This is a genomic window from Pedobacter sp. BMA (assembly GCF_001027745.1).
Taxonomy (GTDB): Bacteria; Bacteroidota; Bacteroidia; order Sphingobacteriales; family Sphingobacteriaceae; genus Pedobacter.
In genome coordinates this window covers 1-15,089 of record NZ_LECU01000006.1, presented here as the reverse complement: position 1 = coordinate 15,089, position 15,089 = coordinate 1, and the positions used below count along the sequence as shown (strand labels likewise).

The window sequence follows — 15,089 nt, the reverse complement described above, 5'->3', positions numbered from 1 at the left end:
ACCTTCGGGCCACCCCTATGGGTAACGCTTAATTTACCCACTTTCCTATTTTACTGTTTTTAATCCTTTGAGGTTTTTGTACATTTACTTTGTTTATAACCGAGCAATCCCGGCTATGCGCTGAGCTGTTTCATCGGATCTACAATCTAAAGGGAATGAAAAAATTAAAATATGTTCTTTTTGCAGCAGCATTCAGTGGTGCGGTTCTATCTTATTCTTTTAAAGAAGATTTGTTTCTGGTATCTAAGAACCTGGATATTTTTGCCTCCCTGTATAAGGAGATCAACATCAATTATGTTGATGATACCAATGCGCCCCAACTGATGAAAACGGGCATCGACGCCATGTTAGACAGCCTTGATCCTTACACGGAGTATGTACCTGAATCGGAGATAGAGGACTACAAATTAAAATATGTAAGTACGCAATATGGGGGAATCGGGGCCAGCACTGTATTCATCGATGGGAAATTGTTTGTGAACGACATTAGTGAGGGGTATCCAGCGAACAAAGGCGACATAAAATCTGGCGATCAGGTGGTAAGCATCAATGGCATTGCAGTAAAGGGTAAAGAGCGGCAGGAGATAAGCCAGCTGTTGCGTGGCCCGAAAGGTACCCCTGTGGATCTGGTTATCATCCGTGAGGGCAAGGAACTCAGTAAAAAATTAGTACGTGATGAAATTAAGCAGCCTAATGTTTCCTATTCAGGGATGGTTGGGGATGGGATAGGGTATATTAAACTAGATAAGTTTTTAGAAAACTCCGGACAGGAGGTAAAGGATGCCCTTGTTGCTATACAAAAAGAAAATCCAAAAGGTATAGTATTGGATTTGAGAAATAACGGAGGCGGTATTTTGCAGGAAGCGGTTAAAATTGTTAACCTTTTCGTGGGGAAGGATCAGCTGATTGTAACACAAAAAGGAAAAAATGCAGAAAAAACTATTGCATACAAAACACTATCTGCACCTATTGCGGCTGATTTGCCACTTGTTGTGCTGGTAAATGGCAATTCTGCGTCGGCATCGGAAATTGTAGCAGGCTCGTTGCAGGATCTGGACCGTGGGATCATTGTTGGTCAGCGGAGTTACGGAAAGGGGCTAGTGCAGCAAACTTTCAATCTGCCGTATAACAGTCTGGTAAAGGTGACCGTAGCCAAATATTACACGCCTTCTGGCAGATGTATTCAAAAACTCGACTATGCACATAAAGATGTAAATGGCATAGCAGGACGGTTTGCAGATTCGGTAATGGTAATGTACAATACAAAATCCGGGCGAAATGTTTATAGTGGTAACGGCGTATACCCTGATGTGGTAGTGAGTGCAGATAAATTGAGCCCGATCACGATTGCGATGATTAACAAAAATCAGTTTTTCAATTACGCCAATCAATACCGGAAAGCGAATCAGAATGTAGCTTCTGCTAAATCTTTTCAACTAACTGATGCCGATTACAGTGCCTTCACAAATGGTTTAGCAGATAAAGATCTTAGTTATCAAAGTCGTACGGAAAGGTTACTTGCCGAACTCCGTACAGAGGCAGAGAAGGAAAATAAGTCGGTAGAGGTAAAGAATGATCTGGATGATTTGAAGGCCAGATTAACTTCTGCTAAAAAGACCGACCTGGTAACGCATAAGGCTGAAATCAAGCGCGTACTGGAAACGCAGATTGTGAGTCGTTATTTTTATGAAAAAGGCCGCATTGAGCAAAGCTTTCAGTACGACAAGGAATTGGCTGCGGCTAAGAACCTGTTCACCAATCAGCCACAGATGCTCGCGATTTTAAAGGGTGATGGAAATTACAAGGTGATTGGAAAGCCATCAAAGGCTACTGCTTCTATTGATTAGATTAACCGGATGCCATGATGAGAAGACTTTCTTTTGCGATATTTTTATTGTTCTGGTTTATACAGCTTCATGCCCAGGATTACAGTCCATCTGCTACAAACCTGAAACAAAGGGAATGGTTCAGTGATGCCCGCTTCGGTTTATTTATTCACTGGGGCCCGTTCAGCATTCCGGGCAGTGGCGAATGGGTGATGAACGACAGGAAACTTACTGTGGCGAATTACAGTAACCTGAAAGACTTTTTTAATCCGGTAGAATTTAATGCAGCCCAATGGGTAAGCCTAGCTAAGAATGCGGGCATGAAATATATTACACTCATCACACGCCACCACGATGGTTTCAGTATGTGGGATACGAAATATTCGGATTTCAATATTATGAATACGCCATACAAAATGGATGTGGTGAAAATGATGGCAGATGAATGTCATAAGCAAGGGATTAAACTTTACTTATATTACTCATTGCTTGACTGGCGTCGGGAGGATTATCCACATGAAACCGGCCGTACGGGTCAATACTCTGCGAGAAAAGGGAAGGGAGATTATGCCAGTTATCTTCAGTTTATGAAAAACCAGTTAACAGAGTTACTGACCAACTATGGTGAGATTGGTGGAATCTGGTTTGATGGGCACTGGGATCAGACTGCGCCGGAAGGTTCATCAGACAGAACATCGAGGATTGACTGGAAGTATAATGAAATCTATGGTTTAATACATAAACTGCAACCCCAGTGTATGATCGGTAATAACCACCACCTTACTCCCTTCGCCGGCGAGGATTTTCAAATGTTTGAGCGTGATTTGCCCGGAGAGAATAAGTCGGGGTTAAGTTTTCAGAAACCATCTGAGCAACTTCCATTAGAAACCTGCGAAACGATATCCAATTCGTGGGGATATAATTTAAGTGATACAGGCTACAAATCGTCAAAGCAACTCGTGCACATGCTGGTGAAAGCTGCAAGCCTGGGATCTAATCTGTTATTAAATATCGGTCCGATGCCAAACGGTAAAATTCAGCCTGAGTTTCAGGGCAGGCTAAATGAGGTAGGGGAGTGGCTAAAAATTAACGGTGAAAGTATTTATGGTACGAAAGCCGGGTTTTTGAAACCTGAAAAAGCCTGGAGTATGACCCAAAGAGGCAATAAAATATATCTGCACTTTCTTAACTCTGACTATATTTCTGTAAGCTTTGCGCCCACAGGTTTTAAGAAAATCAAAAAAGCTTACCGCCTGCAGGGCGGAATGCCTGTTAAAGTTAATTTCAAAAAAGGCAAGTATGAGATTTCTAATATCTATAGTGATCCTGCTATCGATAACGTGGTAGTATTAGAGGTGATTTAGGTCGTATTTTTGTTAAATATAGCTCGAAAGGCGAAAATATTTTATTATTTGGCGGGAAAAATCATAAAACGTTTTACTTTAGTAATTTATTGGCGTCGGAAATGATGTCGATGATTAATGACAGATACAGGTTGATACAAATCGTAGACAATACCCCCGGATTGATTGCGTGACGACTGGCCTGACCCATTTAACCGATGGGAATTAGTAAACTAAACAAATCAATGAACATGAGAAAAATTTTATTGCTGGGGTTAATCTGCTTTAGTCTTGTAGCTGGAGCGCAACAACGTTATGAACTTAATAAAGACTGGTTTTGCAGTAATATCAAGGATGTAAAAGTAAATGGCATTCAGCTTTCGGATGTGGCCTACCGGTTATCTAACTGGCTTCCGGCTACGGTACCGGGCACAGTGTTGACTACATTACTTAATAATCAAAAAGTTCCTGATCCGTTTTACGGGATGAACAACTTAAAGATTCCTGACGTTTATCATACGGGAAACGACTATTATACTTATTGGTTTGTCAAGGATTTCAATGAAAAAGCCATTGGCAATGAACAGGTTTATCTGGAATTCCGCGGGATTAACTACAAAGCTGAGTTTTATCTGAATGGTAAAAAGGTAAATCCGCAAACGCATGTGGGCATGCACATCAGGGCAAAATATAACATTACCAGGCTTTTAAATGCTACAGGTAAAAACCGTTTGGCTGTTATTGTTTACCCGCCTGATTTTCCGGGTGACCCGAACGGCGGACAAGGTGGAGATGGTACCATTGCCAAAAATCTAACCACCCAATATACTGCGGGATGGGATTGGATTCAGCCCATCCGCGATCGGAATACCGGTATATGGGATAAAGTAACTATAGAAAAAACCAAAGGTATTAACATCCAGAATCCACACGTGGTGACGCTTGTTCCCGGAAAACGTTTGCCAGATTCACAACAGAAGTCTGCCATCATTAAAGTTTCTGTAGAAGTTGAAAACCCAACCGGGAAACCAGTTTCCGGTATTTTACAATATCAGATTGCAGGTAAAACGATAAGCAAAACTATCTCTGTTGCTGCAAACAAGAATACTGAGGTTGCCTTTGCAGATCTGGCTTTGGAAAATCCGAAGTTATGGTGGCCCAGTGGTTATGGTAAACAGGATTTGTATCCGATGAACATTAAGTTTATCAGTGCAGAACAAGTGTTGGACCAGGAAAATCTGAATGTAGGGATCAGACAGATTGATAATATCTGGAATGAGCATACTCAAAGTATGGGTACCTATGTGAATGGGCAGAAAATTTTTATTAAGGGTGGTAACTGGATTATTTCGGATGCGATGCTGCGGTTTACTGATGCGCGTTATGATGCTGAAATCAGGTATCATAAGGATATGAACCTGAACCTGATCAGAATCTGGGGCGGTGCTATTCTGGAGCGCCCGGAGTTTTATAATGCCTGTGATAAATATGGCTTATTGGTTTTTCAGGATTTTTGGTTTAGCGGCGACTGTAATGGCCGTTGGGTAGATCCAATGAAAAAAGAAGATCAGTGGACCAGGCGGAATTATCCCGATAACCATCCATTGGTATTAACTGCGATAGAAGATCAGGTAAAAATGGTTAGAAATCATGCTTCTCTTGCCTTTTGGTGTGGTGGTAACGAGATTACCCCACCTGACGATATTTTAAATCCGATAAAGAATGACATTTTACCACGCCTTGATGGTACGCGCAAATTTTTTGACTTTTCAAACAGCGATGAAATGTCGTTCAATGCACTGGGTGGAAATGGTGATGGTCCATATGGTATACAAGATCCAAAACATTTCTGGGGGGTAAAGACATTTCCGTATAACTCAGAGGTTGGTTCTGTAGGCGTTGGTGATTACGAATCGCTTGAACGTTTTATGCCAAAGGAAAATATGGTAGCGCCACAGTTCGGAAGTAAGCTGGATTCGGTATGGGACTACCATAAATATATTGGTTATGATCAATACATTAATCCTTATGGTAAGGCTAAAGATGCCAGGGATTTTGCAATGAAAGCTCAGCTGGTCAATTACGATCAGTATCGTGCGCTTATGGAAGGTTTTTCAAATAAGATGTGGGATTGGTATACTGGCTCCATTATCTGGAAAACACAAAATCCGTGGACTGCATTACGTGGACAGATGTACGACTATTACCTGGACCCCAATGCCTGTTTGTATGGTCTACGTAAAGGCAGTGAGCCATTACACATCATGATGAACCCATTAGACAGCATGGTAACTGTGGTGAATAACGGACTAACCGACCTGACTAACCTCATGGTTCAGGCAAAGGTTTATGATATGGACGGTAAAGATTATTTTTATTCGCAGGCATTTAATTCAATTGGGCCCTCTTCCGTACGCAGGTATTTTCCATTAACCGACTTTCTGAAAAAGCTTGATAAAAAAGAAGGTATTTTTGTTTCATTGAAACTTTTAAATATTAAGCAGCAGGTTATCAGTGATAATATTTACTGGCTTGCGGGTAAGGACGGTGAGTATTCAGGCTTGAAAAATATAAAACAAGCGGCATTAAAGGTTACTGCTGCTAAGCAGAAAAGTAATCAGGTTAGTGTAACGCTGAGTAATCCATCAGGTAACCCGGTGGCCTTTTTTAACCGTGTTGCTTTGATTGAAAGCGGCACGGGCAAACGGATATTGCCGGCATTTTACGATGATAATTATGTGAGCGTTCTTCCTGGGGAAAGCAAAACGATTACCATCGAATATCCTTCCGGCGGAAGTAATTTATCAATCGAATATTACGGCTGGAATGTTGAGCGACAAAAAATAGCCATTCAATAGCTGAAGGCAAAAAAAGGCGATACTGTTTGCAGTATCGCCTTTTTCATTTATCATATTTTCCTGGTTAACTTACCCCATGTAATTTTACTTTCAAGCCATCCATATTATTATTTAACTGCAACTGGCAAGCTAAACGTGAATTAGGTAACAGGTCTGGTAAAGTATCGAGCATGGCGTATTCATCATCCGTCATTTCGTTTAACTTTTCTTCGCCTTCCAAAACATCTACACAGCAGGTTGCACATAGGGCCATTCCGCCACAAGTGGCTAAGATATCGTATTCTGATGCCTTTAAAAATTCCATCAGACTTAAGCCCATATCAGTTGGTGCTTCGTGTTCTGTAACTGAGCCATCCGGCTCCTGCATGTATATTGTAATGTTGTTCTCCATTTTGCTCGCTTATAGGCGCAAAAATAACTAAAACTGCGAAGCATTCATGAATACAATTAAAAAAAACAACAGATTCATAATAGTTTTTATTAAAATAATATTAGCGCAAAGCTTAAAATTCTGAAACTCCGTTTACAGTTGTATATTTCATGGTATACTTAACACCAGGATTCATATAGGAATAAGCACTATGACTCATTAATGCTGCTTCATGGAAACCGCAAAGAATCAATTTCAACTTATTTGTATAGGTATTAATATCACCAATGGCATAAATTCCCGGTATGTTGGTAGAATAATCATCTACATTAACCTCGATTGCACTTTTACTGATGTTTAGATTCCAGTCTTCAATTGGGCCTAACTTTGGACTTAAACCAAACAATGGAATTAAGTGATCAGCATCTACAACCGTTTTTTCCATGGTACGGTTCTGCACAATCTCCACTTTTTCAAGTTTATCAGTTCCGTGTACAGCCTGTAAATTGCTGTTTAAAACCAGGTTGATTTTTCCGCTTTCTGCCAGAGCCATTACTTTAGCTACCGAATCTGGTGCACCACGGAAGCTTTCACTTCTATGTACCAGGGTAAGTTCAGAGCAAACTTCAGCAAGATAAATCGTCCAGTCTAATGCAGAGTCTCCACCGCCCGCAATTACCATTTTCTCGCCACGGTATTTCTCAGGATCAAGGATCATGTAGTTAACACCCTTGCCGTTTTCAAAATTCTCCAGGTTTTCAACTGCTGGTTTACGTGGCTCAAAACAGCCTAATCCACCTGCAATTACAACCACTTTAGCCTCTATAACAGTGCCCATGTTAGTCGTCAGCACAAAATCGGCTTCACCACGTTTTTCTAAACCTTCGATCCGCTCACCTAATGTAAAGGTCGGATGAAAGGGTTTAGCCTGCTCCATCAGGTTGTCAATTAATTCCTGAGCCAAAACCGATGGATAACCTGGGATATCGTAGATTGGTTTTTTAGGGTAAATTTCAGAAAGTTGTCCACCTACCTGAGGTAGATAATCAATCAGGTGACAACGCATTTTCAATAAACCGGCTTCAAAAATGGCAAATAAACCAACCGGACCGGCGCCTATTACGGCTATATCTGTAGAGATCATTCTAAAAAAATTTGACGCAAAGTTACTAAATAAACCATTACAATGTTTTCTATTTAGAAATATTCTAGATAATTCTGTAATGTTTTTCTATTCAATATTTTATATGCTTTAACCTGAATTAAAGCAAAACTTAATGTTTTTTTAACGTTCAGAGCGAATTATAATTGGTCTATGGGTTTGGTAGATAATGGCGGAGTTTGCATTCTATGTGAACGCATTACTTCACGTGATTGCTTACCAGGACATCCCTAAATTCTGAAATACAAAGCTCCATACATCGCTGGCTTCTTCAATCATTTTTGTTGTTGGTTTACCTGCCCCATGGCCAGCTTTGGTTTCAATCCGGATCAACATTGGGTTGTTTCCTTTGTATTTTTCCTGTAATGTAGCTGCGAACTTAAAAGAGTGTGCAGGCACTACACGGTCGTCGTGATCTGCTGTGGTAATCAATGTTGCAGGATAATTTATGCCTGATTTTATGTTGTGTAGCGGAGAGTACCTGATCAGATAATCAAACTCTTCCTTCTTATCACTTGTGCCATATTCCACTGCCCATCCCCAGCCGACTGTAAACTTGTGGTAGCGAAGCATATCTAAAACGCCTACGGCAGGCAAGGCTACTTTAAACAGGTCGGGACGTTGGGTCATGCAGGCACCCACCAGCAAGCCTCCGTTTGAACCTCCCGAAATGGCAATTTTATCTGCAGTGGTATATTTCTCCTTAATGAGGTATTCTGCGGCAGCGATGAAATCGTCGAATACGTTTTGCTTTTTGCTCAGCATTCCACCTTTGTGCCAGGCTTCGCCATATTCACTTCCTCCACGCAGGCTTGGTTGCACGTAAATTCCACCTTTTTCCATAAACAACATTCTTGATAAGCTAAAGGCGGGAGTGAGGCTGATCTGAAATCCTCCATAAGCATATAAGTAAAGAGGATTGTTCCCGTCAAGTTTGATTCCTTTTTTATGAACAATAAACATCGGCACTTTCGTTCCGTCTTTAGATGTATAGAATACCTGTTTGGTTTCGTAATTTTCAGTGTTAAATTTCAGCTCTGACTTTTTATACAGCTCAGATTCAGCTTTACTGATTTCATAACGGTAAATTGTTCCGGGTGTGGTAAAGTTGGTGAAGGTATAAAAGAACTCTTTGTCCTCCTTGTAACCACCAAATCCACCAACAGTACCAATATCAGGTAAATTCACATCCCTGATTTTTTTGCCCGATAAATCAAACTGAACAATATTTGTACTGGCATCTTTCAGGTACGACGCCCATAAAAAACCACCTCCGGTACCGATACCTTCGAGCGCAAGCTTAGATTCTGGAATAATCTTTTGCCAGTTTTTGGGATCCGGGTTTTTGGGATCGATTAAAACAACCTGTTTATTTTCGGCATCAAGATCAGTGTTCAGTAATAATTTATCGTCCACATTATCTATAATACTATGGTTATTTTCGTAGCCCTTAACCAATATGGCAAGTTTGCTTCCTGCGGCACTCAGATCCTGATAGTATAGTGCATTTCCTGATGTTCCTGCACTGGCGTATACGATCAAAAAACGTTCATCTTCGGTAACACTGGCTCCAAAATATAAGTTAGGATTGGTTTTGTCCTCAAAAATCAATTGATCGTCTTTTTGCTGATCGCCGAGTTTGTGGTAATATACCTTTTGAAACTTATTGGCTGCTGAAAGATCAGTACCTTTAACCGGTTCATCGAATTTGCTATAATAAAAGCCATCGCCTTTCCAGGCTGCACCAGAGAATTTTGTCCATTTTAGTTCATCGCCGAGTTTCATTTTTGATGCCACCTCCATTACATATATATTGCTCCAGTCTGAACCGGCCTGTGCAACAGAATAGGCTACGTAATTTTTATCATGAGAGAAGCCCAATAGAGAAACTGCTGCAGTTCCGTCGGCAGTTAAGGTATTGGGGTCAAGAAAAACCTGCTCCATTCCATCCAGTCCTTTTTTTATAAACCAGATACTTTGATTTTGGAGTCCGTTGTTTTTGGTAAAGAAATAGTAATCCCCAACTTTAAATGGTGCTGACTCTTTAGGGTAGTTCCATATCTCTGTCAGCCTTCTCTTTATGTCATCACGATAGGGAATTTGAGACAGGTAGTTTTGGGTAACCTTATTTTCAGCCTCTACCCATGCTTTTGTTTCTGCGGAAGTGTCATTTTCCAACCACCGGTAGGGGTCGGCAACGGTTGTTCCGAAATAATTGTCGGTGGTACTATCTTTTTTCGTTTCAGGATATTTCATTCTTGTGATATTTTCTGCGGGCTTTTTGCTTTCATTACAGGCAAACAGCGTGAATGCAAATAAGCTTAATAGAATTTGTTTTTTCATAGAAAGGAAAATTTATTTACTAATATATGTTTTTCCATTGGGTTGGTTATGCTATGTACCTCAATGTTCATTTGGGGAATTTGTTTTATATTGCAATTGGATGGTGCGACTTCAGACTCCCAACTTTTTCATTTACCTTTGAAGCTGCGCATGGCCAAGAACATTTATTTTGCATCTGATTTTCATTTAGGCACTCCAAATTATGAGGAAAGCCGTGCCCGTGAAGCGCGTATTGTAAGCTGGCTTGAATTTATCGAGCCAAATTGTAGTGAGCTATTCTTAATGGGCGATATTTTCGATTTTTGGTTTGAGTATGCCAAGGTGATTCCCAAAGGTTTTATCCGATTGCAGGGGAAGCTGGCCGCTATGGCCGATTCCGGAATCAAGATTTATTTCTTTAAAGGCAATCACGACATGTGGGTTCGGGATTATTTTACTCAGGAAATTGGAATGGAGATCATTAGTGATGAGCTGGTGATTGACCGTGGCAATAAAAAATTCTATCTGCATCATGGAGATGGTTTGGGTCCGGGTGATGCCAAATATAAATTCCTGAGAAAAATATTTAGAAGTAAGCTTTGCCAATGGCTTTTCGCGCGGTTGCATCCTAATTTAGGTATTGGAATTGCCAATGCCTGGAGTCAGGGAAGCAGGGCTGCTCAAACGGTGCAAGAAGTTTTTTCGGGTGTTGATCGCGAGTGGCTGGCCATTTATGCAAAAGAACAATTGCAGAAACAGCATTTCGATTATTTCATATTTGGGCACAGGCACCTGCCTTTAGATCTTGCCCTGGGAAATGGTAGCAGGTATGTTAACATAGGAGAGTGGTTAACTTACAGTTCGTATGCCGTTTTTGATGGTATTGACTTAAAACTTGAATACTACAAATCATCATAATAGTTCATTCAGGGTTTAATGTTTTCGGCATAGGTTCTTTGTGCGTTCAAACTAATTCAGCTTTTTTCCTTATTTTTGCATTTCTTAAGATTTCGGGGATACTCAAATTTTAAGGATTTCAATTAGAATATACTATGTTAGATAAATTAGAAGCTATAAAACTACGTTGGGAAGATGTAGAGGAATCGTTGAGTAATCCGGACGTGATTCAGGATATGAAACGTTTCGCAGCTTTAAATAAAGAATACAAGGATTTAGGCAAAATTGTAGATGAATATAAAGTCTACAAAAATGTGATGAGTAATATTGATGCCAATAAAGAGATTTTAGCGACTGAAAAGGATGCTGAAATGCGGGAGATGGCAAAAGAAGAACTGGATCTGATGTTGGCTCAGCAGGATGAGATGGAGAGTCGTATCCGGCTGATGTTGATTCCTAAAGATCCGGAAGATGCTAAAAATGCGGTTTTTGAGATTCGTGGTGGTACAGGTGGAGATGAGGCTGCACTATTTGCAGGGGATTTATACCGGATGTACACTCGTTATTTTGAAACCAAGGGCTGGAATGTCGAAACGGTGGACGTAACTGAAGGTACGGCTGGCGGTTACAAGGAGGTGATTTTGAAAGTGAGTGGGGAAGATGTTTATGGTCAGCTAAAGTATGAAAGTGGTGTGCACCGTGTACAGCGCGTACCTGATACGGAAACCCAGGGTCGTGTACATACTTCTGCTGCTTCCGTTGCCGTTTTACCTGAAGCAGAAGAAATCGATTTATTCATTAATCCTGCTGACATTGAATTACAGACATCCCGTTCGGGTGGTGCTGGTGGACAGAACGTGAATAAAGTGGAGACGAAAGTACAGCTCACGCATAAGCCATCTGGAATTGTAGTGGTTTGCCAGCGTGAGCGATCGCAATTGGGTAACCGTATTATTGCGATGGAGATGTTGCGTAGCAAGCTTTATGATATTGAATTGCAAAAGAAAAATGGTGATATAGCGGCTAAACGTAAAACGATGGTTTCTACGGGTGACCGTTCTGCGAAGATCAGAACCTATAATTATCCCCAGGGACGTGTGACCGAGCACCGTATCGGATTGACACTTTATAATCTTCCTACCATCATGGATGGGGAGATTCAGGAGATCATCGATGCATTACAGTTTGCTGAGAATGCAGAGAAAATGCAGGAAGGCGCTGGTAATTAGCGCCTTGTGATTTTTTTAAAAAAAAGTTTGCGAATTAAGATATAGTCTCTATATTTGCATCCTCGAAAGAGAAAGAGGTTCTAACTTTAAAGGAGAACAAAAGGAGTGGTAGTTCAGCTGGTTAGAATGCCTGCCTGTCACGCAGGAGGTCGCGGGTTCGAGTCCCGTCCATTCCGCAAAAAGCCTTAACTTGAAAAAGTTGAGGCTTTTTTGTTTTTATAACTGTCTGAATTAAAATATTTGAATGAGATTCAGGAAGTTACAGATTTATGGCTGAAAATATTGCCTGCTATAGTGATAAACTGAATATAGTCTATATATTTGCAACCTCGAAAGAGGAAGAGGTTCTGACTTTAAAGAGGAACAAAAGGAGTGGTAGTTCAGCTGGTTAGAATGCCTGCCTGTCACGCAGGAGGTCGCGGGTTCGAGTCCCGTCCATTCCGCAACAAAAGCCTTAACTTGAAAAAGTTGAGGCTTTTTTGTTTCGATGCCATTTCAATTCTACTTTAGATTTTTCGATTAGTTTCATGTATTTGCAATAGGTGTTTGGTTCGTGTTTCGCAGTACCATGGCACTTAACAGATAGGTACCACAAAGGAACAAGGTAGGAACAAGAAAGGAACATGCTAGGATCAGGAGCCTATAAAAGTGCGATCTTATTGGGTTGAAGGCCGATTTTGGGTGCTTTTATCCTAGCGGAATGCTGGAAACGGGGTTTTGTGAGTTGGATTATGGGGTTTTATTGCTAGTGACGGTGGGTGTGCCTTTTGTATCCTAAGGCCTGGTGTCGGTGAACCAGGGAATAGCGCGCTTAAATGATTATCCCACAAAGACACAAAAGGACACAGGAAAGTGAAGCTTATATATAGTGGTCTTTTCCTGCCGGGGCCTGCAAACAACCTAAAGCGATAAATGTTTTAATGGCGGTTAAATTTTTCTGCTTGAAAAACAGTGTTTTAGGAGAAAGAAGAAGTTTAAAGCTAAAATATATTTTGGGTGGTGGTTATTTTTCCTACCTTTGCACTCCGCTTCGGAGGAAGATGGGGATGGCTGAAAGGCCAGATTGAAAAGAGAAGAAAACGTTAACAGAAAAATAAAAAATTATTTTATTTGGAAGTTAAAAAAAGTTTTCTACCTTTGCACTCCCAACCGAAAGGAAGGAAAAAAAGCTGAGCGGCGGATGTCGCGGATGAGCAAATAAAAAAAGATTGAAACAGACGAAAAACACGCTAAGACGAATACGACTTAAGCGAACTGAAGACTGAAGATATATAAAGAGGCGACCGTGAGGTTATGAGCCGATAAGTTCTTAAAAGAGATGTCAATGTAGCGAAAGCGGGTTTAATGGAGTACTGATCGAAGTACATGATTAAGGAGCTTTATTTTAAAGGTGATGTCTAACAGACAAAACAAAAGAAGACTATTTTTAACAATAGTTAAAACTGGTCAGAATCAAAACAACATTTTACAATGGAGAGTTTGATCCTGGCTCAGGATGAACGCTAGCGGCAGGCCTAATACATGCAAGTCGAGGGGTAGAGAGAGCTTGCTTTCTTGAGACCGGCGCACGGGTGCGTAACGCGTATGCAACCTACCTTTATCTGGGGGATAGCCCGGAGAAATCCGGATTAATACCGCATAAAATCACAGGATAGCATTATCTAATGATCAAACATTTATGGGATGAAGATGGGCATGCGTGTCATTAGCTAGTTGGCGGGGTAATGGCCCACCAAGGCGACGATGACTAGGGGATCTGAGAGGATGGCCCCCCACACTGGTACTGAGACACGGACCAGACTCCTACGGGAGGCAGCAGTAAGGAATATTGGTCAATGGAGGCAACTCTGAACCAGCCATGCCGCGTGCAGGAAGACTGCCCTATGGGTTGTAAACTGCTTTTATCCGGGAATAAACCTTTCTACGTGTAGGAAGCTGAATGTACCGGAAGAATAAGGATCGGCTAACTCCGTGCCAGCAGCCGCGGTAATACGGAGGATCCAAGCGTTATCCGGATTTATTGGGTTTAAAGGGTGCGTAGGCGGCCTGTTAAGTCAGGGGTGAAAGACGGTAGCTCAACTATCGCAGTGCCCTTGATACTGATGGGCTTGAATGGACTAGAGGTAGGCGGAATGAGACAAGTAGCGGTGAAATGCATAGATATGTCTCAGAACACCGATTGCGAAGGCAGCTTACTATGGTCTTATTGACGCTGAGGCACGAAAGCGTGGGGATCAAACAGGATTAGATACCCTGGTAGTCCACGCCCTAAACGATGAACACTCGCTGTTGGCGATACACAGTCAGCGGCTAAGCGAAAGCGTTAAGTGTTCCACCTGGGGAGTACGCCCGCAAGGGTGAAACTCAAAGGAATTGACGGGGGCCCGCACAAGCGGAGGAGCATGTGGTTTAATTCGATGATACGCGAGGAACCTTACCCGGGCTTGAAAGTTAGTGAATGATTTAGAGATAGATCAGTGAGCAATCACACGAAACTAGGTGCTGCATGGCTGTCGTCAGCTCGTGCCGTGAGGTGTTGGGTTAAGTCCCGCAACGAGCGCAACCCCTATGTTTAGTTGCCAGCATGTAATGATGGGGACTCTAAACAGACTGCCTGTGCAAACAGAGAGGAAGGAGGGGACGACGTCAAGTCATCATGGCCCTTACGTCCGGGGCTACACACGTGCTACAATGGATGGTACAGAGGGCAGCTACATAGCAATATGATGCGAATCTCACAAAGCCATTCACAGTTCGGATTGGGGTCTGCAACTCGACCCCATGAAGTTGGATTCGCTAGTAATCGCGTATCAGCAATGACGCGGTGAATACGTTCCCGGGCCTTGTACACACCGCCCGTCAAGCCATGGAAGTTGGGGGTACCTAAAGTATGTAACCGTAAGGAGCGTCCTAGGGTAAAACCGATAACTGGGGCTAAGTCGTAACAAGGTAGCCGTACCGGAAGGTGCGGCTGGAATACCTCCTTTCTGGAGTAGGATCACCTGCTCGCTTCGCAACATGATATTTCAAAAAAAGAGAAACAAAAGAAACACCCAGAAGAAATGACGGTTGTCCAATCAGT

At 41.8% G+C, this 15,089-nt stretch carries 8 protein-coding genes, 2 tRNA genes and 1 rRNA gene; 8 read left to right on the top strand and 3 right to left on the bottom strand.

Translation table 11 applies throughout. The features are described from left to right. Positions 1-155 precede the first annotated feature (155 nt). The 3 genes from AB669_RS12080 to AB669_RS12070 all read left to right on the top strand — a co-directional run bounded on the left by AB669_RS12080 (position 156) and on the right by AB669_RS12070 (position 6,027). A complete protein-coding gene (locus AB669_RS12080; protein WP_047799589.1) occupies positions 156-1,847 on the top strand; it encodes a S41 family peptidase in 1,692 nt (563 codons plus the stop codon). Between the two features lie 14 nt (positions 1,848-1,861). Then, on the top strand, positions 1,862-3,190 hold the full coding sequence (locus tag AB669_RS12075; protein WP_047799588.1) for an alpha-L-fucosidase: 1,329 nt from the start codon (positions 1,862-1,864) through the stop codon (positions 3,188-3,190). A 230-nt stretch (positions 3,191-3,420) separates the two neighbouring features. Continuing rightward, complete coding sequence (locus AB669_RS12070) at positions 3,421-6,027, top strand: glycoside hydrolase family 2 TIM barrel-domain containing protein (RefSeq protein ID WP_047800334.1); 2,607 nt, start codon at positions 3,421-3,423, stop codon at positions 6,025-6,027. Between the two features lie 64 nt (positions 6,028-6,091). Here the strand turns inward: AB669_RS12070 and AB669_RS12065 are convergent, their stop codons facing one another. The 3 genes from AB669_RS12065 to AB669_RS12055 all read right to left on the bottom strand — a co-directional run bounded on the left by AB669_RS12065 (position 6,092) and on the right by AB669_RS12055 (position 9,902). After that, positions 6,092-6,418 (bottom strand): 2Fe-2S iron-sulfur cluster-binding protein, encoded by a 327-nt coding sequence (locus tag AB669_RS12065; RefSeq protein ID WP_047799587.1) that lies wholly within the window; start codon positions 6,416-6,418, stop codon positions 6,092-6,094. A 112-nt stretch (positions 6,419-6,530) separates the two neighbouring features. Beyond that, complete coding sequence (locus AB669_RS12060) at positions 6,531-7,541, bottom strand: NAD(P)/FAD-dependent oxidoreductase (protein WP_047799586.1); 1,011 nt, start codon at positions 7,539-7,541, stop codon at positions 6,531-6,533. Positions 7,542-7,775: 234 nt separating this feature from the next. Further along, positions 7,776-9,902, bottom strand: a complete 2,127-nt coding sequence (locus tag AB669_RS12055; RefSeq protein WP_047799585.1) for a prolyl oligopeptidase family protein — start codon at positions 9,900-9,902, stop codon at positions 7,776-7,778. A 150-nt stretch (positions 9,903-10,052) separates the two neighbouring features. Between AB669_RS12055 and AB669_RS12050 the strand changes: the two genes are divergently transcribed. From AB669_RS12050 to AB669_RS12030, 5 genes are all read left to right on the top strand, one after another. Further along, positions 10,053-10,799 carry a UDP-2,3-diacylglucosamine diphosphatase gene (locus AB669_RS12050; protein WP_047799584.1) on the top strand — a complete coding sequence of 249 codons (747 nt, stop codon included), beginning with the start codon at positions 10,053-10,055 and terminating at the stop codon, positions 10,797-10,799. A gap of 134 nt (positions 10,800-10,933) precedes the next feature. Next, on the top strand, positions 10,934-12,007 hold the full coding sequence (gene prfA / locus AB669_RS12045; protein ID WP_047799583.1) for a peptide chain release factor 1: 1,074 nt from the start codon (positions 10,934-10,936) through the stop codon (positions 12,005-12,007). 102 nt (positions 12,008-12,109) lie between these two features. Continuing rightward, positions 12,110-12,183 (top strand) — tRNA-Asp (locus AB669_RS12040). 193 nt (positions 12,184-12,376) lie between these two features. Beyond that, positions 12,377-12,450 (top strand) — tRNA-Asp (locus AB669_RS12035). Between the two features lie 1,024 nt (positions 12,451-13,474). Then, positions 13,475-14,994: ribosomal RNA gene (locus AB669_RS12030) — 16S ribosomal RNA — on the top strand. The last annotated feature ends 95 nt before the right edge of the window (positions 14,995-15,089 follow it).

Bases quoted from the DNA above. Each gene is read 5' to 3' on its own strand.
- AB669_RS12080 (WP_047799589.1), top strand. From the start codon at position 156: ATGAAAAAATTAAAATATGTTCTTTTTGCAGCAGCATTCAGTGGTGCG.
- AB669_RS12075 (WP_047799588.1), top strand. From the start codon at position 1,862: ATGATGAGAAGACTTTCTTTTGCGATATTTTTATTGTTCTGGTTTATA.
- AB669_RS12070 (WP_047800334.1), top strand. From the start codon at position 3,421: ATGAGAAAAATTTTATTGCTGGGGTTAATCTGCTTTAGTCTTGTAGCT.
- AB669_RS12065 (WP_047799587.1), bottom strand. From the start codon at position 6,418: ATGGAGAACAACATTACAATATACATGCAGGAGCCGGATGGCTCAGTT.
- AB669_RS12060 (WP_047799586.1), bottom strand. From the start codon at position 7,541: ATGATCTCTACAGATATAGCCGTAATAGGCGCCGGTCCGGTTGGTTTA.
- AB669_RS12055 (WP_047799585.1), bottom strand. From the start codon at position 9,902: ATGAAAAAACAAATTCTATTAAGCTTATTTGCATTCACGCTGTTTGCC.
- AB669_RS12050 (WP_047799584.1), top strand. From the start codon at position 10,053: ATGGCCAAGAACATTTATTTTGCATCTGATTTTCATTTAGGCACTCCA.
- prfA (WP_047799583.1), top strand. From the start codon at position 10,934: ATGTTAGATAAATTAGAAGCTATAAAACTACGTTGGGAAGATGTAGAG.